The sequence below is a fragment of the Mycobacterium sp. NGS61 genome, assembly GCF_059812325.1.
Genome location: NZ_JCALCL010000003.1, coordinates 492971 through 517939, shown reverse-complemented (window position 1 = coordinate 517939; position 24969 = coordinate 492971). Strand labels below are relative to the sequence as shown.

General features: G+C 66.8%; 24 protein-coding genes. 13 read left to right on the top strand and 11 right to left on the bottom strand.

Going from position 1 to position 24969, the window contains the following annotated elements; translation table 11 throughout:
- Positions 1-5: 5 nt before the first annotated feature.
- Positions 6-491 (bottom strand): FxsA family protein, encoded by a 486-nt coding sequence (locus AC5Y3Z_RS10025; RefSeq protein WP_463824375.1) that lies wholly within the window; start codon positions 489-491, stop codon positions 6-8.
- Positions 492-564: 73 nt separating this feature from the next.
- On the opposite strand from AC5Y3Z_RS10025, the gene AC5Y3Z_RS10020 reads away from it, so the two are divergent.
- The gene (locus tag AC5Y3Z_RS10020) at positions 565-1257 is read left to right on the top strand and encodes a dienelactone hydrolase family protein (protein ID WP_463824376.1); all 693 of its coding nucleotides are present in this window, start codon (positions 565-567) and stop codon (positions 1255-1257) included.
- Positions 1258-1272: 15 nt separating this feature from the next.
- Here the strand turns inward: AC5Y3Z_RS10020 and AC5Y3Z_RS10015 are convergent, their stop codons facing one another.
- Positions 1273-1662: a PPOX class F420-dependent oxidoreductase gene (locus AC5Y3Z_RS10015; RefSeq protein WP_463824377.1), complete on the bottom strand. Its 390-nt coding sequence runs from the start codon at positions 1660-1662 to the stop codon at positions 1273-1275.
- Between the two features lie 123 nt (positions 1663-1785).
- Here AC5Y3Z_RS10015 and AC5Y3Z_RS10010 point away from each other — a divergent pair, with 123 nt between their 5' ends.
- From AC5Y3Z_RS10010 to AC5Y3Z_RS09995, 4 genes are read left to right on the top strand one after another with little or no spacing between them, the layout of a single operon-like run.
- The gene (locus AC5Y3Z_RS10010; RefSeq protein ID WP_463824378.1) at positions 1786-2988 is read left to right on the top strand and encodes a DUF1214 domain-containing protein; all 1203 of its coding nucleotides are present in this window, start codon (positions 1786-1788) and stop codon (positions 2986-2988) included.
- Positions 2985-4130, top strand: a complete 1146-nt coding sequence (locus AC5Y3Z_RS10005; RefSeq protein WP_463824379.1) for a sulfotransferase family protein — start codon at positions 2985-2987, stop codon at positions 4128-4130. The genes AC5Y3Z_RS10010 and AC5Y3Z_RS10005 overlap by 4 nt, the downstream gene beginning before the upstream one ends.
- Positions 4114-4755, top strand: coding sequence for a TetR/AcrR family transcriptional regulator (locus AC5Y3Z_RS10000; RefSeq protein ID WP_463824380.1), 642 nt, complete (start codon positions 4114-4116; stop codon positions 4753-4755). Before AC5Y3Z_RS10005 ends, AC5Y3Z_RS10000 begins: the two co-directional genes overlap by 17 nt.
- A 15-nt stretch (positions 4756-4770) precedes the next feature.
- Positions 4771-5574 (top strand): SDR family NAD(P)-dependent oxidoreductase, encoded by an 804-nt coding sequence (locus AC5Y3Z_RS09995; protein WP_463824381.1) that lies wholly within the window; start codon positions 4771-4773, stop codon positions 5572-5574.
- An 18-nt stretch (positions 5575-5592) separates the two neighbouring features.
- Here the strand turns inward: AC5Y3Z_RS09995 and cobN are convergent, their stop codons facing one another.
- On the bottom strand, positions 5593-9168 hold the full coding sequence (cobN, locus tag AC5Y3Z_RS09990) for a cobaltochelatase subunit CobN (RefSeq protein ID WP_463824382.1): 3576 nt from the start codon (positions 9166-9168) through the stop codon (positions 5593-5595).
- Positions 9169-9279: 111 nt separating this feature from the next.
- On the opposite strand from cobN, the gene AC5Y3Z_RS09985 reads away from it, so the two are divergent.
- Positions 9280-9576 carry a CDGP domain-containing protein gene (locus AC5Y3Z_RS09985; RefSeq protein WP_463824383.1) on the top strand — a complete coding sequence of 99 codons (297 nt, stop codon included), beginning with the start codon at positions 9280-9282 and terminating at the stop codon, positions 9574-9576.
- 257 nt (positions 9577-9833) lie between these two features.
- On the opposite strand, the gene AC5Y3Z_RS09980 is transcribed toward AC5Y3Z_RS09985, so the two are convergent.
- A complete protein-coding gene (locus tag AC5Y3Z_RS09980; RefSeq protein WP_463824384.1) occupies positions 9834-10157 on the bottom strand; it encodes a hypothetical protein in 324 nt (107 codons plus the stop codon).
- A 354-nt stretch (positions 10158-10511) separates the two neighbouring features.
- Between AC5Y3Z_RS09980 and AC5Y3Z_RS09975 the strand changes: the two genes are divergently transcribed.
- Entirely contained in the window at positions 10512-11345 is an 834-nt protein-coding gene (locus AC5Y3Z_RS09975; RefSeq protein WP_463824385.1) for an SDR family oxidoreductase, read from the top strand.
- Positions 11346-11378: 33 nt separating this feature from the next.
- On the opposite strand, the gene AC5Y3Z_RS09970 is transcribed toward AC5Y3Z_RS09975, so the two are convergent.
- A complete protein-coding gene (locus AC5Y3Z_RS09970; protein WP_463824386.1) occupies positions 11379-12770 on the bottom strand; it encodes an FAD-dependent oxidoreductase in 1392 nt (463 codons plus the stop codon).
- A gap of 82 nt (positions 12771-12852) precedes the next feature.
- Entirely contained in the window at positions 12853-13527 is a 675-nt protein-coding gene (locus AC5Y3Z_RS09965) for an alpha/beta hydrolase (protein ID WP_463824387.1), read from the bottom strand.
- Positions 13528-13598: 71 nt separating this feature from the next.
- On the opposite strand from AC5Y3Z_RS09965, the gene cobG reads away from it, so the two are divergent.
- The 3 genes from cobG to AC5Y3Z_RS09950 are packed head-to-tail and all read left to right on the top strand — an operon-like array spanning position 13599 to position 16795.
- Positions 13599-14690 (top strand): precorrin-3B synthase, encoded by a 1092-nt coding sequence (gene cobG, locus AC5Y3Z_RS09960; protein ID WP_463824388.1) that lies wholly within the window; start codon positions 13599-13601, stop codon positions 14688-14690.
- A 9-nt stretch (positions 14691-14699) separates the two neighbouring features.
- Complete coding sequence (locus tag AC5Y3Z_RS09955) at positions 14700-15326, top strand: precorrin-8X methylmutase (protein ID WP_463824389.1); 627 nt, start codon at positions 14700-14702, stop codon at positions 15324-15326.
- Positions 15323-16795, top strand: coding sequence for a precorrin-2 C(20)-methyltransferase (locus AC5Y3Z_RS09950; RefSeq protein ID WP_463824390.1), 1473 nt, complete (start codon positions 15323-15325; stop codon positions 16793-16795). Before AC5Y3Z_RS09955 ends, AC5Y3Z_RS09950 begins: the two co-directional genes overlap by 4 nt.
- On the opposite strand, the gene AC5Y3Z_RS09945 is transcribed toward AC5Y3Z_RS09950, so the two are convergent.
- From AC5Y3Z_RS09945 to AC5Y3Z_RS09930, 4 genes are read right to left on the bottom strand one after another with little or no spacing between them, the layout of a single operon-like run.
- Positions 16792-17529 (bottom strand): cobalt-precorrin-6A reductase, encoded by a 738-nt coding sequence (locus AC5Y3Z_RS09945; RefSeq protein ID WP_463824391.1) that lies wholly within the window; start codon positions 17527-17529, stop codon positions 16792-16794. The two genes, AC5Y3Z_RS09950 and AC5Y3Z_RS09945, sit on opposite strands and share 4 nt — an antisense overlap.
- Positions 17529-18278, bottom strand: a complete 750-nt coding sequence (cobM, locus tag AC5Y3Z_RS09940; RefSeq protein WP_463824392.1) for a precorrin-4 C(11)-methyltransferase — start codon at positions 18276-18278, stop codon at positions 17529-17531. The genes AC5Y3Z_RS09945 and cobM overlap by 1 nt, the downstream gene beginning before the upstream one ends.
- Positions 18275-19447 carry a precorrin-6y C5,15-methyltransferase (decarboxylating) subunit CbiE gene (gene cbiE, locus AC5Y3Z_RS09935; protein ID WP_463824393.1) on the bottom strand — a complete coding sequence of 391 codons (1173 nt, stop codon included), beginning with the start codon at positions 19445-19447 and terminating at the stop codon, positions 18275-18277. Before cbiE ends, cobM begins: the two co-directional genes overlap by 4 nt.
- Positions 19444-20193, bottom strand: coding sequence for an SDR family NAD(P)-dependent oxidoreductase (locus AC5Y3Z_RS09930; RefSeq protein WP_463824394.1), 750 nt, complete (start codon positions 20191-20193; stop codon positions 19444-19446). Before AC5Y3Z_RS09930 ends, cbiE begins: the two co-directional genes overlap by 4 nt.
- Before the next feature lie 35 nt (positions 20194-20228).
- Here AC5Y3Z_RS09930 and AC5Y3Z_RS09925 point away from each other — a divergent pair, with 35 nt between their 5' ends.
- The gene (locus tag AC5Y3Z_RS09925) at positions 20229-20639 is read left to right on the top strand and encodes a F420-dependent biliverdin reductase (RefSeq protein WP_463824395.1); all 411 of its coding nucleotides are present in this window, start codon (positions 20229-20231) and stop codon (positions 20637-20639) included.
- 12 nt (positions 20640-20651) lie between these two features.
- On the opposite strand, the gene AC5Y3Z_RS09920 is transcribed toward AC5Y3Z_RS09925, so the two are convergent.
- Positions 20652-22106: a phosphoinositide-specific phospholipase C-related protein gene (locus tag AC5Y3Z_RS09920; protein ID WP_463824396.1), complete on the bottom strand. Its 1455-nt coding sequence runs from the start codon at positions 22104-22106 to the stop codon at positions 20652-20654.
- 202 nt (positions 22107-22308) lie between these two features.
- On the opposite strand from AC5Y3Z_RS09920, the gene AC5Y3Z_RS09915 reads away from it, so the two are divergent.
- Positions 22309-22623 carry a DUF2563 family protein gene (locus tag AC5Y3Z_RS09915; RefSeq protein WP_463824397.1) on the top strand — a complete coding sequence of 105 codons (315 nt, stop codon included), beginning with the start codon at positions 22309-22311 and terminating at the stop codon, positions 22621-22623.
- An 11-nt stretch (positions 22624-22634) separates the two neighbouring features.
- Positions 22635-24938 carry a putative alpha/beta hydrolase gene (locus AC5Y3Z_RS09910; RefSeq protein WP_463824398.1) on the top strand — a complete coding sequence of 768 codons (2304 nt, stop codon included), beginning with the start codon at positions 22635-22637 and terminating at the stop codon, positions 24936-24938.
- Positions 24939-24969 lie beyond the last annotated feature (31 nt).

Below are 24969 nucleotides of genomic sequence, written 5' to 3'. Positions count from 1 at the left end.
CAAAGCTACGGGTGCCGGGCGGTCCGCCGGTAGGCGACAGGCAGAGCGGGCGGCTCGGCGTCGATGACGTCGATCACCTCGCCGTCGATGTAATCGCAACTCCGGGTAACAGTGGTGATCAGCGGAGTCCGCCGGTCGAACAGCCGCCCGGCGATTGACGCCAGCGCGGGGCGGGCGGCCGCCCGGATGGGCGGGGTGAGCAGCAGCAGGCCCAGCGCGGTACTGGCCAGGCCGGGAACGACGACCAGGGCGGTGGCCAGAGTGGTCAGCGCGCCATCGGTCAGCGCGCGACGCGGCTCTTGGGTCCCGGTCCGCAGCTGCCTGAACTGGCGGCTGAGCTGCACCCCACCCATCGGCGCCCACAGCACCAAACCCAGGACGAACGTGGCTGTCAACGCCACCGCTGTCCAACCGACACCGATTGCTGCCGCCAGCCCGACAGTCACCACGAGCTCGACGACGGCATATCCGAGAAGCAGCCGTCCAATCACGTGAAGCTCAACGTCTACGGGTGTGGTGTGAGTTCCGCGCACGGTCGCGCCGGGGCTGCAGTTAGATGACGCTATGACGACGATTGAACTCGACACCCCGGCCGGACCGATCGATGCACTACTGAATGTCCCCGCCGGTGACGGGCCGTGGCCGGGTGTGGTCGTGGTGCACGACGCGATCGGTTACGCACCCGACAACGAGGCGGTGTCGCAGCGAATCGCCCGCGCGGGCTATCTGGCGATCACACCCAACCTGTACGCGCGCGGTGGCCGCGCGCGCTGCATCACCAGAGTGATGCGCGAAGTGCTGACCAAGCGGGGCCGTTCCATCGACGACGTGCTTGCCGCCCGCGAACATCTGCTGGCCATGCCCGAGTGCTCCGGACAGGTCGGCATCGCCGGTTTCTGCATGGGTGGGCAGTTCGCACTTGTGCTGTCGCCCAGAGGTTTTGGTGCTTCGGCACCGTTCTACGGCACCCCGTTGCCACGCAACCTCAGCGAGACCCTGGACGGTGCCTGCCCCATCGTGGCCAGCTTCGGCAGCCGGGACCCGCTGGGCATCGGCGCACCTAAGCGGCTGCGCAAGGTGACCGATGCCAAACAGATCACCGCCGACATCAAGTCCTACCCCGGTGCCGGGCACAGCTTCGCCAACCAGCTACCCGGGCAACCGCTGCTGCGCATCACCGGATTCGGGTACGACGAAGCGGTGGCCGAAGACGCCTGGAAGCGGGTCTTCGCGTTCTTCGGTGAACACCTGAGCTGATGGCGCGGGCGCGGCTCAGCTGTCTGCGGCGACCCTGAGTTCGAGGCCAATGTTGTTCGCCATGCCACCGCGCAGCTTGCTGAACACGTTGAAGACCTTGCCGACGATGCCGTACCGCTTGCCGATCGCGTCGTAGACGGCCCCGGTCTGCGATTTGTCGAGCAGCGCTGCCGTGCCCTCGACCGCCTCGCTCTTCGGATTGCCACGCATGTCGCAGATGGCCAGCGTGACCCGCGGCGTGTTGCGAATCCGCTTGACCTTCCACGACTTTTCCTGGGTGACGACCAGCAACCGGTCGCCCTGGGCCGCCGCCCAGATCGGAGTGGGCTTGGGTCGGCCGTCCTTGGTGAACGTGGTGAGCAGGAGGTATTGCGCTTTGGCCAGGTCGGCGAACGAGGGCGTCACGGTGCCAACCTACTCGCCGAGCAGACGCAGACTCGCACGCGCAGGCCCGTTGTGGTGCGAGTTTGCGTCTGCTCGCGGAGCGGAGTTAAATGAAAACACTATTTTCATTTAAGGGGTTGGCTGTTGTCCTGGTTGCCGTTCTCCATCGCCGAAGCCGCATCGTCGGAAAGCAGCCAGACGCCCGGTCTCGGACAGGCCTGGACCCACCTCCTGGAGCGGCTCGGCTCCGCCGCCCAAGCCGTGGAAGCCGACCCGGCCAATCGGAATCGCGCCGACCTGACGGCCGGCATGCGCCATCTGCTCGTGCTGTTGACCACGGGCATTGACGAGGTGCTGCGATTCGATCCGGAGCCGCCGCTGCGGGTACAGCCCACCAGCACCGACGACGTGATCACCTGGGGCATGGAATGCCCGGACTGCATTTACACCCGCGCGGTCTTGCGGGGCGGTGAAAGCTACCGGCTGTTCGGAAACCGTGGTACGGCACGCTACGTCGGGCTGCAGACGATGAATGGCGCTGCGGCCACAGCCAATGCGCTCGTCGACGAGTTGGAGGTGGACGCCGACGGGAATTTCGAAGTGATGCTGTCCGGTGACGAGCGGCCCGGAAACTGGATGCGAATCGAAGGCGAGCATCCGACGCTGACGGTGCGACACTTCTTCTACGACTGGGATACCGAGGTGGCGTCCTCGCTGCGCATCGAACGGATCGGCGACCCGGTGGCCGCCGGCGACGGACCATCCGATGCGGGCGGCGCGTTGGCACGGCAGCTGGTCGCGCTCGGGGACTTCGTCGAAGAAAACCTCAAGTTCTTCATGCAGTTCGGGGCCGCGGCGCCGGTGAACGGGTTCCTGCCCCCCATCGATCGCAGCGATATGGGAGCCGCCGCAGAGAATCGTCCGGTGATAGGGCGCTGGGAGCTGGCACCCGATGAGGCATTGATCGTGGAAGTCCAGCCGCCCGGAGGAGTTTACTGGAGCTACTCGATCGGCAACCCGTGGTGGGAGACCATCCACTATGGCCGTCATCAGTCCAGCCTGAACGCCCATCAGGCAGTGGTGGATTCGGACGGACTGGTGCGGGTGGTGCTCAGCGCCGATGACCCCGGGGTAGCGAACTGGCTGGACACCGCAGGCCACAGCAACGGTCCGATCATTCTGCGCTGCGTGCGCACCGAGACCGCCCCGACGCCGACGACACGGGTGGTGTCCTTCGGCGAAATCGAGTCGGCACTGCCGGCCGACACCATCTGGGTTACCCCGCAGCAGCGGGCATCGATATTGGCTGCGCGCCGCAGCGCCGTACGCGAAAGGTTCCGACGATGACGTTCAACGCCGATGAATTGGAGCAAGGCGCCTGCGCCGCAACAGGTCTCGAGGACTTCGGTTCGACGTATTACCGGGAGGGCCTGGAACGGATCGTCGACGCGCTGAACACGGCCGCCGATCTGAACGAACTGGGCAGCGTGATCCAGCACGCCACCATCAGCAATGCATTGATCCAGCGCCTCAAAGTCGAGGACACCTACGCTCGCCATCCCGAGATCGATGACGAGGTGGTGGGCGGCCCGGTGTTCGTGATCGGTTTGCCCCGCACCGGTACCACCGCATTGAGCCAGTTGGTGGCGGCCGATCCGCAGTTTCGTTCGTTGCGGATGTGGGAGTCCCAGGCGCCGGTGCCGCCGCCCGAAGCCGCCACGCAGCACAACGATCCGCGCATCGCCCAGGCCGAAGCGGGTCTGAAGATGCTCGACGACATGTTTCCGTTGATGAAGACGCTCTATAACTCCGAGGCGACGGCGCCCACCGAGTGCCAGGACTTGATGGGCATGAGCTTCCGGACGTTCCACTTCGACGGCGCGGTACGCGCGCCGGAGTATCTGGCCTGGTTGATGGACTGCGACATGCGCGAGACCTACACCTACCACCGGCGGGTGCTCAAGCTGCTGCAATGGCACTGCCCGCCCACCCTGTGGCACCTCAAGACACCCGTGCACATCTTCGCTCTGGATGCTCTGGTCGAGGCGTATCCGAACGCCAAATTCCTGTGGAGTCACCGTGATCCGGCCAAGGTGATGGGATCGGTGTGCAGTCTGATCCGGTACGTGCGCAGCTGGAGCAGCGACCGCGACGACGCCCATGAACTCGGCGCCGAGCAGGTCGACAGCTGGGCCGAAGGCGTGCGTCGGGCCATGGATTTCCGCAGCCGGGTCGGCAGCGACCGCTTCGCTGACGTCTCGTTCGCCGATCTGCAATCCGACCCGGTGGGCACGCTGACGAAGAGTTACGACACGCTGGGTTTGACGTTCACCGATGCCACGCTGGGTTCGGTGCAAGCCTGGGCGCAGGAGCACAAGCCGGGCTCCCGCGGCGCGCACGACTATGACCTGTCCGACTACGGCCTGACTCCCGACGGAGTTCGGGAACGGTTCGCGGACTATCTCGCCACCTATGACGCAACAGCCTGACCAGACGATCGGTCCGCGCACCCGCCGACGCGCGAAGCTCGCGCCAGACCCCGACGTCCGGCGCGAAATCCTGGCGGCGGCAACGGCGGTACTGCAGGCCCAGGGCGTCGGGGGGCTGAGCATCGCCGCGGTGCTGGACCGCGCCGGCCTGGGCACCCGTGCGTTCTACCGGCATTTCGCGTCCAAGGATGAACTGGTGGCCGAAGTGTTCCTGGAATCAGCCCGATCCGAGACACGCCGTCTGCGTCGCCGAATGCTGAGTGCTGCAACGGAAATCGACGCAGTGGTGGCCTGGATCGACGGGCGACTCGATTTGGCGTTCGACGACGGCGTGCGCTCGGACCTGCGGCGGCTGTCGCTGGAGGCACAGTCCCAGACTTCGGCCTCCCCCAGCCTGATTCAGCCCGCGTACGCTGAAATGCTGTTGCCGCTGCACGAGACCCTGACGCGTGGGCTGCAACGCGGCGCATTCCGAGGCATTGACCCGTCGACCGACGCACAGTTCATCCACGGCGTGGTGTGGGCGGGCATCGAGCGGCACTGGACAATCGGTGACTGTGACCGCGCAGAGCTTCGCGAGAACATTCTGCGGTTCTGTTTGCGCGCATTGGGTGTGGACGTCTAACGAGGGAGATGGTCGATGGATCTGGGATATGCCGGCGCTACAGCGGTGGTCACCGGCGGCAGCAAAGGAATGGGACTGGCCGTCGCCGAAACGCTTGCCGCTGAGGGCGCGAAGGTGGCGGTGATGGCCAGAGGACAAGAGGCGCTGGACGCCGCTGTGCGCTCATTACGGTCGGCGGGCGCACCGGACGCCCTCGGGGTCAGCGTGGATATGACCGACGCCGAATCGATCGCTGCCGGATTCGCCGCGGTGCAGGAACGGTGGGGAGCCCTCAACAGCCTGGTGCACACCATCGGCCCGGGCGACGGCTACTTCGAGCAGATGTCAGATACCGACTGGGACAACGCTTTCGCGCTGGGCACCATGGCGGCGGTGCGGTCGATCCGGGCTGCGCTGCCGATGCTGCGGTCAGCGGAATGGGCTCGGGTTGTGACGTTCGCGGCGCACTCGATCCAGCGGCAGAACCCGCGCATCGTGGCCTACACGGCCTCGAAGGCGGCGCTGGCCAGCCTCACCAAGAATCTGGCCAAAAGCCTTGCCAAGGACGATATCCTGGTCAACTGCATCTGCCCGGGCACCATCGTGACCGCCAGTTTCACCGAAAACCTCAGGGACATCCTGGCCGCCGACGGATTGGACGCCACCGATCCGCGCGATGTCATGACCTGGATTGACAACAACTTTCACCAACCCTGCGATCTGGGTCGCGCGGGTTTGCCGGAGGAGATCGCCTCGATCACCGCGTACCTGGCATCGAAGCGCAACGGCTACGTCACTGGCGCCACGGTGAACGTGGACGGCGGCAGCGACTTCGTCTGAGGACCGCCGCGAAAGGGCCTAGCCCTCCAGGTCACCCTCGGTTTCCAGCAGCGTCTGGCGCAACCCGTCGAGGGTGTCGGGCTGCGGCTCGGCCCACATCCCCCGGCCGGCGGCCTCCAACAACCGCTCGGCCATGCCGTGCAGCGCCCAGGGATTGGACTCGGTCATGAACTTGCGGTTCTCCGGGTCCATCACGTAGCGCTCGGTGAGTTGCTCGTACATCCAGTCCGCCATCACACCGGCGGTGGCGTCGTAGCCGAACAGATAATCGACGGTCGCGGCCATTTCGAAGGCGCCCTTGTAGCCGTGACGACGCATCGCGGCCATCCACCGCGGGTTGACCACCCGGGCCCGGAACACCCGGGTGGTCTCCTCGGACAGGGTGCGGGTACGGATGGCGTCGGGCCGGGTGTTGTCGCCGATGTAGGCGGCCGGCTCCTGTCCCGTGAGCGCGCGCACAGTGGCCACCATGCCGCCGTGGTACTGGAAATAGTCGTCGGAGTCGGCGATGTCGTGTTCCCGGGTATCGGTGTTCTTGGCCGCCACCGCGATCCGCCGGTACTGACGGTTCATGTCGTCCACGGCTTCGCAGCCATCCAAGTTGCGCCCGTAGGCGAATCCGCCCCATGCGGTGTACACCTGAGCCAGGTCGGCGTCGTCCCGCCAGTTGCGGCTGTCGATCAGCTGCAGCAGTCCGGCGCCGTAGGTCCCCGGCTTGGACCCGAAAATCCTTGTGGTGGCGCGTCGCTGGTCGCCGTGCTGGGCGAAATCGGCGTTGGCGTGTGCGCGCACATAGTTGTCATCGTCGGATTCGTCGAGGTCGGCGACCAGGCGGACCGCGTCGTCGAGCATCGTCACGACATGCGGGAAGGCGTCGCGGAAGAATCCGCTGATCCGCACTGTCACGTCGATGCGGGGCCGGCCAAGTTCGGACACCTCGATGGCGGTGAGGTCCACGACGCGGCGCGACGCGTCGTCCCAGACCGGCCGCACACCCAGCAGCGCAAGCACTTCGGCGATGTCGTCGCCGGCGGTGCGCATCGCCGAGGTGCCCCACACCGACAACCCCACCGACGGCGGCCACACCCCATGGTCGGCGCGATACCGGGCCAGCAACGAATCCGCCAGTGCCACACCGGCTTCCCAGGCCAGCCGCGACGGCACCGCTTTGGGATCGACGGAGTAGAAGTTGCGTCCGGTGGGCAACACGTTGACCAGGCCGCGCAGCGGCGACCCCGATGGCCCGGCAGCGATGAACCGGCCGTCCAGCGCCCGCAGCACCTGCTCGATCTCGGTGGCGGTGCCGGCCAACCGCGGCACCACCTCGGTGGCGGCGAACCGCAACACCGCGGCAACGTCGGCGTTGTCGGTGATGCGCTCGACGACGGCGGGGTCCCAGTCGGCCTGCTGCAGCGCGGCGACCAGTTCGCGGGCCGCCGCCTCGGCCGCATCCACCGAGGTGCGTTCGTCGGTGCCGTCTTCGGACAGGCCGAGCGCCTGCCGCAGCCCCGGGAGCGCCTGTTGTCCGGCGAAGAGTTGACGGGCCCGCAGAATGGCCAGCACCAAGTCGAGTTCGCCTGCACCCGTTGGTTTCTGGCCGAGAATGTGCAGGCCGTCGCGGATCTGCACATCCTTGATCTCACACAGCCAGCCGTCGACGTGCAGCAGCATGTCGTCGAAGGTGTCCTCTTCGGGCCGTTCGGTCAGACCCAGATCATGGTCCATCTTGGCGGCCCGGATCAGGGTCCAGATCTGCTGGCGGATAGCCGGCAGCTTGCCGGGGTCCAGGGCGGCGACGTTGGCGTGTTCGTCGAGCAACTGCTCCAGCCGGGCGATGTCGCCGTAGGTTTCGGCGCGAGCCATCGGCGGGATGAGATGGTCGACGAGCACTGCGTGCGCGCGTCGCTTGGCCTGAGTGCCCTCGCCGGGGTCATTGACCAGGAACGGGTAGATCAGCGGCAGATTGCCCAGCGCGGCATCGGGTCCGCAGGCAGCCGACATGCCGAGTGTCTTGCCGGGCAGCCATTCCAGGTTGCCGTGCTTGCCCAGGTGTACGACGGCGTGCGCCCCGAAGCCGGAGTCCAGCCAGTGGTAGGCGGCCAGGTAGTGGTGGCTGGGCGGCAGGTCGGGATCGTGATAGATCGCCACCGGTTTCTCGCCGAACCCGCGCGGCGGCTGGACCATCAACACCAGGTTGCCGGATTGGATTGCGGCGATGACGATTTCACCGTCACGATTGTTGCTGCGGTCGACGAACAGGTCGCCGGGTGGCGGACCCCAGTGCTGGACGACGGCGTCGGTCAGATCGGCGGGCAGGGTGGCGAACCAGGCGCGATAGTCCTTGGCGGACACCCGAATCGGGTTGCCTTCCAGCTGGCCCCGGGTGAGCCAGTCCGGGTCCTGGCCGCCGCGTTCGATCAGCGCGTGAATCAGCGCGTCGCCGTCGCCGGCTGCCAATCCGGGCAGTTCGCCCACCTGATAACCGGCCTCGTCCATGGCCCGCACCAGGGCCACCGCGCTGGCCGGAGTGTCCAGACCGACCGCGTTGCCGATGCGGGCGTGCTTAGTGGGATAGGCCGAGAACACCAGCGCCACCCGCTTGTCGGCCGGCGCGACCCGGCGCAGGTGCGCGTGCCGGATCGCCAGACCTGCGACCCGTGCGCACCGTTCGCGGTCGGCGACATAGGAGATCAACCCGTCGTCGTCAATTTCCTTGAACGAGAACGGGACCGTGATGATGCGGCCGTCGAACTCGGGCACCGCGACCTGGGTGGCCACGTCCAGCGGGGACAGCCCGTCGTCGTTGGCGCACCACTGCGCGCGCGGACTGGTCAGACACAGCCCCTGCAGTATCGGAATATCAAGGGCGGCAAGGTGTTCCACATTCCAGCTGTCGTCGTCGCCGCCAGCGGACGCCGCGGCGGGCTTGGCCCCACCCGCGGCCAGCACGGTGACCACCATGGCGTCGGCGGTGCCGAGCGTGTCGAGCAACTCCGCCTCGGCGGTGCGCAACGAGGCGCAGTACACCGGCAGTGCCCGCCCACCGGCTTCTTCGATCGCCGCGCACAACGCCTCGACGTATGCGGTGTTGCCGGCCAGCTGCTGGGCACGGTAATAGAGCACCGCGATCGTCGGGCCGGTTACGGTGCCGGCGTCTCGACGCTGGAGCACTCCCCAGGTCGGGGTCTGCTCCGGTGGCGTGAACCCGAAGCCTGTCATCAACACGGTGTCGGACAGGAAGGCGTGCAGTTGGCGCAGGTTCTCGACGCCGCCGTGGGCCAGATAGATGTGGGTCTGCACCGCAATCCCCGCGGCGACCGTAGACAGTCCGGTCAACTCGGCATCGGCGGCCTGCTCACCGCTGACCAGCACCACCGGCACGCCGCTGGCCAGCACCGCGTCGATGCCGTCCTCCCAAGCGCGGTAGCCGCCGAGGATCCGCACCACCACAATCGAGGCGCCGACGAGCAGGTCGGGCAGCTCCACGTCCGCCAGCCGCGCGGGGTTGGCCCACCGGTAGTTCTTTCCGGTGGAGCGGGCGCTGATCAGGTCGGTGTCGGACGTCGACAACAGCAGGACGGTCGGTTCGGCCACTCCCCATTCGTACCGCAGGGTCGCAGTGCCGCCGAATCGCGGGTGACGAGCAGCGAACTTGGGTATTCCAGTAGCCCCCAGCTAGACGGCGGCCATCGAGGAGAGATCACCATGAAGCATTCCCTCGTCGGAGCAGGATTCGCCGCGGTGCTGCTTGCCGGAGGCCTCATCGTTGCGTCGCCTCCGGCCAACGCGGGCTGCCAGTACGGCGGTCCGGGGATCATCAGCAGGTGCGACGGTCCCATTCAGCCGGACGGCACCTGGCAACGTTGCGTGGGTTTCATGTCCTACGTGCCCAACGGCGCCAGCTCCCACCTGGTGCCGGACAAACGCTGTGACGTGTTGGGTCCGGACCAGCGTCCGGGAGATCCCGCCTTGGCAGACCCGCCGTCGCACATCGACGACTGAGCCGGCGGTCGGGGCCGGAGGGTCTCACCGTAAAGCGTTGGCGCACAACCGGACATCGTTTCGAGGGTGTTCGGGTGAGAGCAGCCCGGCCAGCCTGGGCTGCCGGCGGTGCGGAACGCCGATGGGAGGCGCTGCCGCTGCTGCCTGTTGCCGACGCGGCACCGTTGTTGGGCTCGCTCGCGATGAGTTGCCGGTTCGCCGGGTCGGTCCGCGCCGGGTCTATAACGACACGGCGCGCCTGCGCGACCTGCTCGACCCTATGCCCCGCTGATCGTCGACGTCGGCACGCAAGCTGCGCCCCGGCTTTCGATCCAAAAGCAGGACAGCGCGAACCCGTGGTCGGCCGCGAAGCCGACGAGCGCCGCCGCGTCCTGGTCGTCTGCGACGTGGACCACCGCGCGCACCGATTGGTCCGCGGTGAGCAGCCACGGTGTCTTCGCGCGTTCGAATTCGGGGTCCGACGGTAGCCACACCCGTCCCCGCACAGCTGATCGCAGCCCGCCGAGGTCGTCCGCGCGCGCTACCGGGCTGCTCGCCCACCAGGTGGCCGCGACTGTTGCCGCGGCGCCACCGACGATCATCTATCGCCGGGTGAATCCGGGCCGACGGCTCGGGTTGTCGCCTTCCACGTCTGCCTTTCCCTCGCTCACCCGGTGATCTGAACCTCGAAGACCGGAATGAGACGGTCGGTGGCGCTGCCCCTTGCGTTCGACGCCGCCAGCCTCGTCGTCACCGGATGGCTCCGTCGTGGCTTCTTGCACGCATCCTCCTGATTGACGGCATCGATCGGTCAGGTGCAGACGGGTGCGCACCCGAACACCAGCCACCACCGGATCACCAATCCGGCACAACTGCTTACCCACAGCACATCACCACTTCCGATGTCGCATCAAGTCTTTCACCGAGGGATCGTCGCGAGGTCGTACCGTGTAGCAATGACTGCTCAGAATGTGGCCGAAAAAGTCGTAGCCATCACCGGCGGTGCCCGCGGAATCGGGCTGGCCATCGCCACGGCCCTGCACCGGCTGGGCGCCAAGGTGGCCATCGGGGACATCGACGAAACCGCCGTCAAGGCATCGGGTGAGCGTCTGGGGTTGGCGATTGCGCGCGCGCTGGACGTCACCGACCGTGCGTCGTTCATCGAGTTTCTCGATGCGGTGGAGAACGAGCTGGGACCGGTGGACGTCCTGGTCAACAACGCCGGGGTGATCGCGGTGGGCGACGCCGCCGACGAGGACGACGCCGTCACCCGACGACTGCTGGACGTCAATGTCTTCGGCGTGATGCTGGGCACCAAGCTGGCCACGCAGCGGATGCGGGGCCGCCGCCGCGGTCACGTGATCAACATCGCCTCCCTCGGTTCCATCCTGCCCACCGAGGGAATCGCCACCTATTGCGCCACCAAGCACGCCGTTCTGGGCTACACCGATTCGGTGCGACTGGAGAACCGCGGCAATGGTGTCCACTTCACCGCCATCATGCCGACCCTGACGAACACCGACATGGTCCTGGGCGTCGGTCACGCGAAGGGATTCAACAACGCCGAGCCGGAGGACGTCGCGGCGGCAGTGGTTGACGTGCTGGGCAAGCCGCGGTCTCGGGTGATCGTGCCGTCCTCGCTGGGCACCACGGTCTCGCTGCAGCAGCGCTTCATGCCGCGTCAGTGGGCCGAAGCGTTGGGGCGTCTGCTGGGTACCGGACGGGTCTTCACCACCGACCTGCAACCGGACAAACGTGCCGGCTACGCGCAGCGGACCGGGACGTCCTGACCCCCGACCAGCCCGCAGACATCAGGTGGCGCGTCAGGCCGGTTGAATCGCCGCGTCGACAGGTTCGGGCAGCAGCGTCTGTTTCGTCGGCCGGCGGCGCTGGGCCCGCACGATACGGCGCATCATGGCCGGCCGCAGCAGCTGAAGCGGTGAGTCCAGCATCCCGGTGATCCGCATGAACTGCGCGGCGACCACAGCATCGGTCTCCATCGCAATCATCACCGGCTCGAAGCACGCGTTGCTGATCCGCATCGACAGCGGGCGCGGCCCGGGCACTTCGGGCAGCGCCAAGTCGGAGGCGACGGCAGTCTGCCAGGCCACCCGGACCGTCTTGGCCGACAGCCGGGTGAAGCGCCGCGTGAGCCCACGGTTGTTGCGGCGCAGGCAATCCCGCAGTACCGTCGCCTCGATCGCTGCCACCGTCATGCCCTGACCGTAGATGGGGTTGAAACTGCATACCGCATCGCCGACGACCAGCAGGGCCTCGGGCAGCCGGCGCATCTTGTCGTAGCGCCGCCAGCGGTTGGACGGGACCCGGTGGTGCACCACACCGTCGAGCGGCTCCGCGGCGTGCAGCGCCTGGACCACTGTTGTCGGCGCCAATTCCGCTACGAGACACAGTATCTCGGCGCGATCGCGCGGAGGTTCGACTCCCGTCATGGTGCCAGCGCCGATCATCCAGGTGTCGTCCTCGTACTTGACCAGACCGAACATCCGCGGTTGCCCCGGCTCGGGGAACCTCATGATCATGTTCGCGGTCAGCAATCCGGGCGGGATGCGCAGCCGCTGACCCGCGTAGGCCAGATGCACTTTCACCTCGTCCTCGATGGGACGTCCGTAACCGAGTTGCTCGAGGAAGACCGGCGTTCGCGAGCCGCGGCCGGTGGCATCGACGACGAGGTCAGCGCTCACCGTCGTCGCGCGATCGCTGGCGCGGTCCACCACGCGCACCCCGGTGATCCGGCGCCGGTCCGGCGTTGCGATCAGTCCGATGACGTCGTGGGCCTCTTGGAAGACGATGTTGCCGATACCCCGGACCCGTTGTCGCACATGATGTTCCAGCACCGGCCGGCTCGGGGACAGAATGCGGGGTGCATCCGGTACGATGCCCGATCGGACCATTCGATGTCCCCCGAACGATGTGTCGAGGCGGGAGAAGTCGCCGTCGTCCCAGTAGCTGACGCCGGCGGCCACCAACTCGTCGGTGAATCCGGGGAACAGCTCGTCGAGGATCTGCGTGAGCCGGGCCAGGCAGGCGTGAATCTGTTTGCCCTGCGGGACACCTCGCCGGTTCTGCGGACCCGTCGGCAACACGTCGCGCTCGACAACCGTCACCCGGTCGTAGCAGTCGGCCAGTACCCGCGCCGCCAACAATCCACCCATGCTGGCGCCCAACACCACCGCATGACCACTCCGATGTGCCATCGCCTTCCCCTGACCCTCGAACGTTGCTGGACTGTTCGAAGTGTCCGCCGCGCCCGACGCGGGCCGTAGAGTAGCCGACTACCTATATTCGCAACGTCGCCGCGATGCGAGCCGCGACCTCCGCGGCCGTGGCTCGGGTCGCTGCGCCGTGTCCGGGCACGTAACGGTCGGCGGCGCTGTCGTATTCGGCCCCGGCGATCGAGCCGTGATCGGCGTCCATCTCCACCAGTTCCACTGGCCAGCCGATCTGCTGCAGCGCTGCGGCGAACTCGCGGCTCGCGGTCACCGGCACCGCGTCGTCCGACCGCCCGTGCAGCAACGTGAATGGCGCACCGACGTGGTCGGTCGGCAAGTCCTCGGTGGCCCGCCGGCCGGTGATCGGATCCCGGGCGATGAAAGCGCCTGCGAGACAAACCGTATGTGCGATAACGACTTCGTGGCGCTCCGCGTCGATCGTCAGACCGGCCGCGGCAGCGCCGCCCAGCGACCACCCGACGAGCACGATGCCGTTGGCGTCGTTGCCGTGATTGCGCGCGAAATCCAGTGATCCCAGCAGATCGGTGCGGCCGCCGTCCGCTGCGTGTGAGTTCCAGTCGGGCGCCACCACCGCGGCGTCATGGCCGGCGATCAGTTCCGCCAGCGGCCGGACCGCCACCCTGGCGTCGGTCTGCATGCCGTGCCACAGCAGGACGAGGGGTTGGTCTGGATCACCGAACACGTCGGCCAGCCGTCCGGGGGCGTATTCGACCGTTCGCACAGGAAGCGGGGTGCCCGCAAAGATCGACTCCAAACCACAGCGCAGTCCGGCCGGAGTCGTACCGTAGACGGGTGGCCAGGTCGCGCGACTTCGACGCCTGTCCCGGTGCGCTGCAGGTGCACCAGGCAGCCGACGGCGCGCTGGTGCGGGTGCGGTTGCCCGGCGGCATGATCACCGCCGATCAATTGACGACGCTGGCGGCCCTGTCGAGTGCACACGGTTCCGGAATGCTGGAGTTGACCGCGCGCGGCAATGTGCAGTTGCGTGCGATCGCCGACGTTGACGCGGTTGCCCGCGCCGTGGCCGATGTGGGGCTGTTGCCGTCGGAATCCCACGAGCGGGTCCGCAATATCGTGGCGTCGCCGTTGTCGGGACGGCTCGGTGGTGCTGCGGACGTGCGCCCATGGGTGGCCGAACTGGACGCGGCGATCTGCGCTGAGCCGCGGCTCTCCGGGCTGGGTGGGCGTTTCCTGTTCAGCCTCGACGATGGCCGCGGTGACGTGTCCGGGCTGCGTGCGGACGTCGGCGTGCATGTCACCCAGGACGGACCGGTGCTGCTGGTCGCCGGGCGCGACACCGGGATGTACGTCGACGATGTCACCGCGGCGCTGATCGAGGTGGCTTTGAGATTTGTGCAGATCCGCCAAAAAGCTTGGCGTGTAACGGAACTCGATGACCTCACCGATCTGGTTCCGGGCGTCGTGCTGGGGGCGGGACACGCGCCGGTCACCAGACCACCGGTGGGTTGGCTACCCCAGGACGACGGCCGGGTCGCTCTCGGCGCCGGGGTGCCGCTCGGGACGCTGCCCGCCCGGGTGGCGGAGTTTCTCGGAGCGATCGAGGCGCCCCTGGTGATCACGCCGTGGCGGTCGGTGCTGGTGTGTGACCTCAGCGAAGATATGGCAGAGGTAGCCGTTCGCGTGCTGGCTCCGCTGGGCCTGGTGTTCGATGAGCACTCCCCGTGGCTGAATGTCAGCGCGTGCACCGGCAGCCCGGGCTGCGCGCACTCCTCTGTTGATGTTCGGGCCGACGCCGCGGGATCGCTGAACGAGGCGTGCACCGTGCACCGGCACTTCGTCGGATGCGAACGAGCCTGCGGCAGTCCGCCGGCTGGTGAGGTGCTGGTCGCCACCGGCACGGGCTACCGCGTCCTGAGGTCTTAAGGTGAGCGGGTGCTCGACTACATCCGCGACGGCGCGGAGATCTACCGGCAGTCGTTCGCGACCATCCGCGCCGAAGCCGACCTGACCCGTTTTCCCGCCGACGTCGAGCGGGTGGTGGTGCGGCTGATCCACACCTGCGGGCAGGTCGACGTCGCTGAGCACGTGGCGTTCACCGACGATGTCGTGGTGCGGGCCGGCGCCGCGCTGCGCGCCGGTGCTCCGGTGCTGTGCGATTCCTCCATGGTGGCCGCCGGCATCACCGGGGCGCGGCTGCCGGCGGGCAACGAGGTGGTTTCGCTGGTCGCCGACCCGCGCGCGAGCGGGCTGGCCGCGTCGGCACAGACCACGCGATCGGCGGCCGGGGTGCAGCTGTGGGCCGATCGGTTGCCCGGCGCGGTCGTCGCGATCGGCAACGCCCCTACGGCGCTGTTCCGGCTGCTCGAGCTGATCGACGACGGTGTCGCCGCTCCCGCCGCGGTGCTCGGCGGGCCGGTTGGCTTCGTCGGCTCCGCACAGTCCAAACAAGAGCTGATCGACAACCCGCGCGGCATGTCGTATCTGGTGGTGCGGGGGCGCCGCGGCGGCAGCGCCATGGCCGCTGCTGCGGTCAATGCGATCGCGACCGAACGCGAATGACCGGCCGGGGCACGCTGTGGGGTGTCGGGCTGGGTCCGGGCGATCCGGAACTGGTGACGGTCAAAGCGGCCCGGGTGATCGGCGCGGCCGACGTGGTCGCCTATCACAGCGCCCGGCACGGTCGCAGCATCGCGCGCGGCATCGCCGAGCCCTATCTGCGGCCGGGCCAGATCGAGGAACACCTGGTCTACCCGGTGACCGTCGAGACCACCGATCACCCGGGCGGTTATGCGGGCGCGCTGGAGGACTTCTACGTCGCGGCCACCGAGCGGATCGCCGCGCACCTGACCGCCGGCCGCAACGTCGCGCTGCTGGCCGAGGGCGACCCGCTGTTCTACAGCTCCTACATGCATCTGCACACCCGGCTGACCCAACGGTTCGACGCCGTGATCGTGCCGGGGGTGACGTCGGTGAGCGCCGCCTCCGCGGCGGTCGCGACGCCGCTGGTGGCCGGGGACGAAGTGCTCTCGATCCTGCCGGGCACGTTGCCGGTCGGCGAGCTGACCCGCCGTCTCGCCGATGCCGACGCTGCGGTGATTCTGAAGCTCGGACGTTCGTATCACAATGTGCGCGAAGCACTTTCGGCCTCCGGTCAGCTCGGCGACACGTTCTATGTGGAGCGAGCCAGCACCGCGGGGCAACGCGTGCTGCCCGCCGCTGAGGTCGACGAGACCAGCGTGCCGTACTTCTCGCTGGCCATGCTGCCGGGCGGCCGACGGCGTAGCAGCCCCGTCGGCTCCGTAGCGGTGGTGGGCCTGGGACCCGGTGACACCGACTGGATGACGCCGCAGAGCCGCCGCGAACTGGCCGCGGCGAGCGACGTGATCGGCTACCGCACCTATCTGGATCGGGTGCCGGTCCGCGACGGGCAGCGCCACCACTCCAGCGACAACACCGACGAACCCGCGCGCGCCCGGCTGGCCTGCTCGCTGGCGGAGCAGGGTCACGCGGTGGCGGTGGTGTCCTCCGGCGATCCGGGTGTGTTCGCGATGGCCACCGCGGTGCTGGAAGAGGCCGAGAACTGGCCGGGAGTGCACGTCCGGGTGATTCCGGCGATGACGGCCGCGCAGGCGGTCGCGAGCCGGGTGGGTGCTCCGCTGGGTCACGACTATGCGGTGATCTCGTTGTCAGACCGGCTCAAACCGTGGGAGGTGATCGCCGCGCGGTTGCGCGCCGCGGCCGCCGCCGACCTGGTGCTGGCGATCTACAATCCAGCCTCGAAATCGCGGACCTGGCAGGTCGGTGCGATGCGGGACCTGTTGCTCGAACATCGGCAACCGTGCACGCCAGTGGTGATCGGCCGCAACGTGGCTGGGGCCGATGAGCAGGTGCGCGTGGTGCGGCTGGCCGACCTCGACCCCGCCGATGTCGACATGCGCTGCCTGCTGATCATCGGGTCGTCGCAAACACGTTGGCAATCAACCGATTACGGTGACCGAGTTTTCACGCTGCGACGGTACCCGGGTTAGCCGGCGCCGAGAGCCGAGGCCAGGTCGGTCACCCAGTGTGCGGCCGCATCGACGGTCGCGACCGTCGTCACCCCGTCGGGCAACGGCGGCCGGGCCACCATCACCACCGGAATATCAAGTGCGGCAGCGGCATCGACTTTGCCGCGGGTCATCTCGCCGCCACTGTTCTTGGTCACCAGCGCATCGATGCGGTGGCGGGTCATCAACTCGAGTTCGTCGTCGCGATGATACGGGCCGCGGGACAGCAGCAGCTGATGGTGACGCGGCAGCGCGTCCGGCGCGGTGACCACGCGGATCAGGAACCACGCGTCGCTGTTGACGAAGGCGTTGATGGCCGACCGACCGCTGGTCAGGAAGACCCGCGAATACCGTTGTCGAGCAACCTCTTCAGCTGCTTCGGCATCGGAATTGACGACGGTGGCTGCACCGGTGTCCCACGGCGGGCGGGCCAGCACCAGCAGGGGGACGCCCAGATCGTCGCACACGGCGGCGGCGTGCGCGGTCATGGTGGCTGCGAACGGATGAGTCGCATCCACGACGGCGTCGATGCGCTGCTCGCGCAACCACGCGCGCAGCCCGTCCGTGCCGCCGAATCCACCGATGCGCACCGGGCCCACGGGCAGGGCGGGATCGGGCACCCGTCCGGCCAGTGAGCTGATGGTGTCGACCTGCGGGTGCAGCGTCTTCGCCAATGCCCGCCCTTCGGCGGTGCCGCCGAGTAACAACACCCGCATCAATGGGTCTCGCGCCGGGCTAGGGAGTACAGGTAGCTGTCGGTGAACCCTTCGGCCGCCAGGACGTCGCCGACGACGATGACAGCCGTCTTGGTGATGCCGACCTGATGCATCTGCCCGGCGATGCCGGCGAGGGTGCCGCGCAACACGGTCTGCTTCGGCCAGCTGGCGAAAGCCACCACCGCTACCGGTGTTTGAGGTCGATATCCGCCGTCGAGCAGCTGGGGAACGATGACGTCGATCTGCGCGGCGGCCAGGTGCAGCACCAGGGTGGCACCGGATCGGGCCAGGCCGGCCAGGTCTTCCCCGGGTGGCATGGCGGTGGAAAGGGTGGACACCCGGGTCAGTATCACGGTCTGGGCGACGCCGGGGACGGTGAACTCGCGTTTGAGCACGGCGGCGGCAGCGGCGAAAGCTGGTACTCCTGGCACGATTTCGTAATCGATGCCGAGCGCGTCGAGACGGCGGCACTGCTCGGCCAGCGCGCTGTACAGCGACGGGTCACCGGAGTGCAGCCGGGCCACATCGTGACCCGCGGCATCGGCCCCGGCGAGTTCGCCGATGATCTGATCGAGCGTCAGCGGGCCGGTATCGATGACGTTGGCACCCGCAGGACAGTGTCCCAGTAGGTCTTTGGGCATGATCGATCCGGCATAGAGGCACACCGGGCAGCGCTGCAGGAGCCGTTGGCCACGGACCGTGATCAGGTCGGCGGCGCCCGGGCCGGCGCCGATGAAATACACCGTCATCGTTTGACCACCGACCACTGGGTGACCGGATACTGCGGGCGCCAGCCGGTGAAACCGCCCAGCGGTTCGCCGTGGTAGTGCTGGAAGCGGCGCAGTTCCCCGCCGCGCTGCGAATGTGCCTGCGCCAGCGCGGATTCGGACTCGACCGTGACGGCGTTGGCGACCAGACGTCCACCTACCGGCAGGTGGTCCAGGCAGCTGTTCAGCAGCCCGGGCCGGGTCACCCCGCCGCCGACGAAGATCGCCGACGGTTCGGGGGCGCCGCCGAAAGCGGCCGGCGCTTCACCTCGTACCTCGACCTGCACGCCGTGGGCCGCGACGTTGGCTTCGATGTTGCGGCAGCGCTGCTGGTCGAGTTCGAAGGCTACCGCGGTGCATCCCGGCCCACTGCGGCACCACTCGACGGCGATGCTCCCCGATCCCGCCCCGACGTCCCACAGACGCTGTCCCGGGCCCGGGGCCAGCGCAGCCAGGGTCACCACCCGGATTCCGTGCTTGGTGATCTGGCCGTCATGGGTGAAGGCGTCATCGGCCAGCAGTGCGGTCCGTTCGTCGGGCAGGTAGCGGATGGCTATCACGTTGAGATCGTCGACGTCGGGGGGTGCGTTGCGGGCCCAGTCCCGGGCGGTGCCGTCGTGGCGGTGTTCGTGCGGTGCGCCGAGTTGTTGCAGCACAGTGAATTGCGAGTCGCCGCGCCCGTGCACGTCGAGCAGCACCGCCAGCGCGTGGGGAGTGTCGCGGTTGCTGGACAGCACGATCGCCTGTCCCCCGCGCCGCACCGCGGTGTGGGCCTTCGCGGTGACCAGACTGATCACTTCCGTCTCGTGCACGTTCCAACCCATCCGCGCACACGCCAGGGTCACCGACGACACATGCGGCAGCACGCGGACTGCGCCGGTGCCGAACACGCGGACCAGGGTGCCGCCGATGCCGTGCAGCAGCGGATCGCCGCTGGCCACAACGTGAATGTCTGGTCCGGTCACGGGCAGACTCCGCAGCGCGGGCAGCATCGGGGACGGCCACTCGCGGCGCGCCGCGGCAATGGTGTCGTCGAGCAGATCGAGCTGCCGCTTCGATCCGTAAATAACTGTGGCCCTTGTCAATTCAGCTTTAGCAGCTGCCGAGAGGCCGGACATGCCGTCGGCGCCGATGCCGACCACCGTGATCATCGGGGCATCCGTCGCCACACGGACTGCGGAAGCAGCTTCATCACAAAGAACATCGGACGCAACGCCCACGGGATCCAGACGCTGCGGCGACCTTTGGCCAGAGCCTTCGCCGTGGCGGCGGCAACCTGTTCGGGGGTGCTGGACAGCGGCGCCGGCGTCATCCCCCGCGTCATCCGCCCGATGACGAAGCCCGGCCGCGCGATCAACAACCGCACCCCCGTGCCGTGCAGGGCGTCGGCCAAGCCGTTGGCGAAGCCGTCCAGGCCGGCCTTGGCCGACCCGTACACGTAATTGGCGCGCCGGACCCGCACCCCGGCCACCGAGGAGAACACCACCAGCTCCCCGCGCTGGGCGCGACGCATCGCCACCGCCAGATGGGTGAGCAGACTGAGCTGGGCGACGTAATCGGTGTGCGCGATCGCGACCGCATGCGCCGCGTCGATTTCGGCGCGGGACTGGTCCCCGAGGATGCCGAAGGCCAGCACCGCGGTGCCAATGGGGCCGTGTTCGGTGACGATCGAGTCGACGAGCGGGCCATGTGCGGTCAGGTCGTCGGCGTCGAACTCTGTGGTGTGCACGGCGGTGGCGCCGGCGTCGCGCAGCGCGGCGACCTGCTCAGCGAGCTGGTCAGCGTGGCGAGCGGCCAGCACTACGGGCTTGCCGGAGGCCAACAGCCGCGCGAGTTCAGCGCCGATCTCGCTGCGACCGCCGAAAATTACTATCGGCCCAACGCCCGTGTCGTCCACGGCTGTGATTATGGCCTGCGCTAGCGTGAAGGGCGATGGCCAAGACCACGACCCGCCTCACCGATGATGCGCTGGCGTTTCTCACCGAACGTCATCTGGCCATGCTGACCACCCTGCGAGCGGACAACTCCCCGCATGTGGTCGCGGTGGGCTTCACGTTCGACCCCAAGACCCACATCGCGCGGGTCATCACCACCGGCGGCTCGCAGAAGGCCGTCAACGCTGAGCGCGGCGGCGTAGCCGTGCTCAGCCAGGTCGACGGGGCCCGGTGGCTGTCCTTGGAGGGCCGGTCCGTCGTGAACAAGGACATCGACGCCATTCGCGACGCCGAGTTGCGCTACGCGCAGCGTTATCGCACCCCGCGGGCCAATCCGCGACGGGTCGTCATCGAGGTTCAGGTGGAGCGAGTGCTCGGCTCCTCAGAATTGCTGGACCGAAGCGAATAGCCCTCGCGAGTCTCAGAAGCTGTAGTTCACCCACGCTCCACCGCCGGATCCGGCTATGGCATGCAGCCGGGAGTTCTGCACTCCGGTTCGCGGGAGCGCAAACGTCGAACTCATCCCGGAGCAGGCTGCCGCGGCACCGGTGAACGGCACTGTCGCCGTCACCGACCAACTGCCCGCTGCGGATCGACATGCCGCGGGATGCGGGTCCGTACAGGGTGCTGCAACCCAGCGCCCGTCAGCTCTTTGCAGCGTGCACTGGCCGGCACCGACACGCGGCTCTTCGTGGGCCCAGCTCCACAGCGTCGCCTGGATGCGTCCGTCCTCGGGCAACAGCTGGTCGAAACCGAATAAGTTGACACCGCAATTGGTCATCGACTGCGCCTTCAGCGGGGTGATCGTCTCCGGATTGTTAGGCGGTGTGGTCGGGTTGACCAGCGCCGAGATGAAGGTCGAGTCCTCGTAGTAGCGCACGATGTTGCTCGCATAGACCGACGGCCCATAGGTGCCATCGCACGCCGGGTAGGGCTGGTAGAGAGAGGTCTTGCCGCTCTCGACCTCTTCGCCTTGCCAGTTGAAGACAACGGTGCCCAGCGCCGGCGCGCAGACCCCGCCGCTGACCAGCACTACCTGCGCACCCGCGGCGCGCACATCGTTGCGCGAGATCGAGCGGGGAAGCAGCGCGCAGCCGGTGGGACCGATGTCGGCGGGGTTCGGCGGATAGATGAGGCTTGTTCCGTTGGGACGGCGCAACTCTCGGTCCAGGGTGTCGAAGGCCGACGCGTACGCCGTCGGGTCCTGCAACTGGTCCTCGACGATGATCAGGACGACCTCGTTCGGGTGGGCATTGAGCCAGGCCGTGATGCTTGGCAACACCTGGGTCAGCAACGGTTCGGTGGTGCAACCCAGGTTTGCTTGACTTGCCGGACGACCGTGGCAGACGGCCACGCCACGACCGCCGAGTTGATTGATCTGGGGGATGTAGTGCAGGTCCAATTCGATTGCCCGGACGTCGATGTCGAGCTGTTGGGGCATCGACAGCTGCTGATTGGAGTCGGCGTGCGACGGGGTGAACTGATCTGCGAGGCTGTTGAAGGAATTGTGGGTGCCGATCCACTGTGCGCTACCGAACGGGACCGAGTCACCCAACGCATACTGAAACTGCGCGGTGCGATGGACCCAGGACTGCAGGTAGGCGAGCGTTGCGGCTTGAGTCACCTTGTGGGCGAGCGGAACTCGGCACAAATTGTCGGACACCCCGATGCGACGGCATTCGGCGGCAACGGCGTCAGCGAACTTTCCGGTCCCCACGCACGGAAACGCAACCGGGCTGATGGCGTTGCACGGTGCAGTCGGTGACGGCGGATTAGGGACGTCGTTGACGTCAGCTGTCACCGCGGGAGTGCTTGCCCACGTCAACACCAACGCACTCAACACGACCGCACATTTCAGCCACGGGGCGCTGGGCATGCGCGCAACCTTTGCACGGTGGCGTTGGAGGGGACGAGAAATGTTGTCGAGTCGTGTGAGTGTTGCAACCGCCTCGTGACGAGGCAGCGACCCGAGGTGAATTGCGAGCCGGTCGGCCCGACATTAACGTCGCGAGCATCTGAGGCGGATCTGTTGTTGCCGTGGCGATATCGAACTACTGACCGGACCGAGAGGAGAATCTGTGTTCGTCGACAACGGGTTACTGCACTCCGGGGGCGACCAATCTCAGCATGCCGGTCAGCATGCACACCGCGCCGGAAACCACCTGGCGCAGGGGTCGCTGACGGCACTGATGTTCGGTGATTTTGCCGCTGCGGATGCATTTCATCACGTCGCGTCCTCGGCGCAGGATCGTCATGGCCGAATGCTGTTGAACCATCGGGAGACTCTGGCATCAGTCGGCACGAATGCACGAGTCGCCGCGACCCGGTTCGCCGAGATGGATAGCGACAATGCCAGCCGGATCAGGGCAGTGCGGTGCACTTACGATACCTAGACGTTCAAGGATTGATTGCCAGAGCCGATGGTGATCCCTGGGCGGTCGATCAAACCCTGCAGCGCGGTAGTCCGGCACAGATTTCGGATCTGGCAAAGGCATTTCACGAGGCGGGCCAATCGACTAAAGAGGCGGACGCCGCATTCGAAGAAGCGCGGCGACGTTTTGAAGAGGCCTGGAACCGCAAGAACGGTGAGCACCCGATCAACGACGCGGACGAGGTCCGGCGTGTCACCAAGTCACTCAAGTTGCAGGCGTCGCAACTACCCAAGATTGCCGTCGACCTCGAGCAGCTGGCGGCCGTTCTAGCTCAAGCGCAGCGTGCATCCGCCGCGCGGATCGCCGCACTGGAGCAGCAGTTGGAAAGAATTGACCCCAAGTTTGGTGAAACACTCAATCATGCGTTGACCGGCCGCTGGCCCCCGTGGGATTTGCGGCTGCCTACTGACGCCATCAACGACCTCATAGGGCAAGCCGTCTGCGGCATCAACAACGCGCTGCGTGAAATTAACTTCATCCGGGATCGGTACTCAGATGTGTTGCGACACTTGACCCACAAGATGCGGTCCGAAGATGGCTACGATGCGGCACCCGTAGCGGCATGGGATGGGCACGACATCGAGACGCCCGAGCAGGCTGAGCGCGACGTTCACGCCGCCCTAGCCGGTGACCTCCAGGCCGCGACGCGGATTAACGACATCCTGGACTCGATCACAGAAGAACAACGGGCCGGCAAGGCGCCGCTCACGCCCGAGCAGGCGTCTGTGCTCAGTCAATTGCAGGCTCAGCAGAATGGGATGACGATCGAGGCATTTCACGCTGCCTTCTGCCACCTCGGTGACCAGGGGAAACTGATTGCCAACTCCTGGCAACTCATGAGCACGCCTGGGTTGAAGTTTCCGCGAACCGAACTAAAACCTGGCGCGGTGCAGGGTACCGAAATAGTCGAAGGCAATACGGACCTCCTGCCGACCGCTCTGTTACCGTCTGACGTTCTGCTTCGCGGCCGATGGAACCCTTTCGTGCTGGAGCGGATAACCAAGATAGCCAGCGCGGGAGACCCCAAGTTACGGGCGAACACGGGCTTTGACGCAATCATGCTGCAGCACGCCGCGTCGGTGATGAGAGACGGCTTAGACAAATATGAAGACGTCGTCGTCACCAAAATCCTTGCCTTGGTCGCGCCGGATCATCAAATAGTGCACAACATGGTGGTCAGCCCTGAGGGCAACGTGTTTCTCGACAACCTCACCAGCCACCCCTGGCTGGACCGCGGCAAAAGTGCTGCATCTCTGTTCGAATGGGTGCAAGGCGCCGCACAGGGACCAGAAGCCCGACTTGCGGGCGAGACGGCGCGGGCGTACGGCGTGTATATCGGGACCCACTCAACGGACTTGCTCCACCTTGCCGGTGGGCACACTGTCGGCGAGATCAATCCGGACTTGGTGCAGAGCATGGCGCACGGGCTGGCACCCTACGTGAACAATATCGCCGGAATTCCGGGCAGTTTGGTCGAATTCGGCAATTCTGTCGATGCGATCGGTGACATCGAGAACGGACGGATGCCGATCGCAAAAGGAATCTTCTCCGTGTTGAGCACCGACCAAACAGCTTCCAACTATTTCAACGGTGCCGCCGAACAGCACGCGCTGCTGGCCGAAGCTGCCTACGCCAGAGATCTCGTCAGCCATGCACCGAATATGAACAGCTACAACACTCAATTGGGCTCGGCGATGGCGTTGCGCGGACTGGTGGATACCGGCATTCACAACGCGGTTCAGGCCCAAGTAGTTAATCATCAAATCGCGGAGGACGCCGCCCAGCGGACCGAGTATAACTTTAGAAAGACCGCGTACGAAGCCGGACTCAAAGTTGCGAGTACCGCAGTGGGTTTGACGCCCGCCGGAACGATTGGTGGTGCTGCGGTAAACATCCTGGGCGGGATAGTCGAAGGTGATGTGTTGGGTGAGGCACCCCAGCCATCGAGTTCATATAATCCGTCGGTGCCGTTGATGTCCATTGGGAGGGCTGACCGAGAAATTCTCAACGCTCTCATCGCTTCTGGACAACACGTCCCCGTTCCAGACGCATACCTGGTGAACGGACATATCGGCACACCGGACGAATTGGCCGGCGTGATAGGCGGTTTGAGCGCCGACGAGTACGACCACGTGCTCAATCAGGCATTGGTGAACTTGTTCAACCAGAGCTTCGGTCACGACCCGGCGGCGCCCGCGCCCGTCGTACCTGACCAGCACATGATGAACCGCTACAACGCCGTCGTCGCCGAACCGACCCCGCTAGCTCCACGCTGAGCTGACTAACTCGACGTGCTGTCAGGCGATA

Coding starts and splice junctions, on each gene's coding strand:
- AC5Y3Z_RS10020 (WP_463824376.1), top strand. CDS start 565: ATGACGACGATTGAACTCGACACCCCGGCCGGACCGATCGATGCACTA.
- AC5Y3Z_RS10005 (WP_463824379.1), top strand. CDS start 2,985: ATGACGTTCAACGCCGATGAATTGGAGCAAGGCGCCTGCGCCGCAACA.
- AC5Y3Z_RS10000 (WP_463824380.1), top strand. CDS start 4,114: ATGACGCAACAGCCTGACCAGACGATCGGTCCGCGCACCCGCCGACGC.
- AC5Y3Z_RS09995 (WP_463824381.1), top strand. CDS start 4,771: ATGGATCTGGGATATGCCGGCGCTACAGCGGTGGTCACCGGCGGCAGC.
- AC5Y3Z_RS09985 (WP_463824383.1), top strand. CDS start 9,280: ATGAAGCATTCCCTCGTCGGAGCAGGATTCGCCGCGGTGCTGCTTGCC.
- AC5Y3Z_RS09980 (WP_463824384.1), bottom strand. CDS start 10,157: ATGATCGTCGGTGGCGCCGCGGCAACAGTCGCGGCCACCTGGTGGGCG.
- AC5Y3Z_RS09975 (WP_463824385.1), top strand. CDS start 10,512: ATGACTGCTCAGAATGTGGCCGAAAAAGTCGTAGCCATCACCGGCGGT.
- AC5Y3Z_RS09970 (WP_463824386.1), bottom strand. CDS start 12,770: ATGGCACATCGGAGTGGTCATGCGGTGGTGTTGGGCGCCAGCATGGGT.
- AC5Y3Z_RS09950 (WP_463824390.1), top strand. CDS start 15,323: ATGACCGGCCGGGGCACGCTGTGGGGTGTCGGGCTGGGTCCGGGCGAT.
- AC5Y3Z_RS09945 (WP_463824391.1), bottom strand. CDS start 17,529: ATGCGGGTGTTGTTACTCGGCGGCACCGCCGAAGGGCGGGCATTGGCG.
- cobM (WP_463824392.1), bottom strand. CDS start 18,278: ATGACGGTGTATTTCATCGGCGCCGGCCCGGGCGCCGCCGACCTGATC.
- cbiE (WP_463824393.1), bottom strand. CDS start 19,447: ATGATCACGGTGGTCGGCATCGGCGCCGACGGCATGTCCGGCCTCTCG.
- AC5Y3Z_RS09925 (WP_463824395.1), top strand. CDS start 20,229: ATGGCCAAGACCACGACCCGCCTCACCGATGATGCGCTGGCGTTTCTC.
- AC5Y3Z_RS09920 (WP_463824396.1), bottom strand. CDS start 22,106: ATGCCCAGCGCCCCGTGGCTGAAATGTGCGGTCGTGTTGAGTGCGTTG.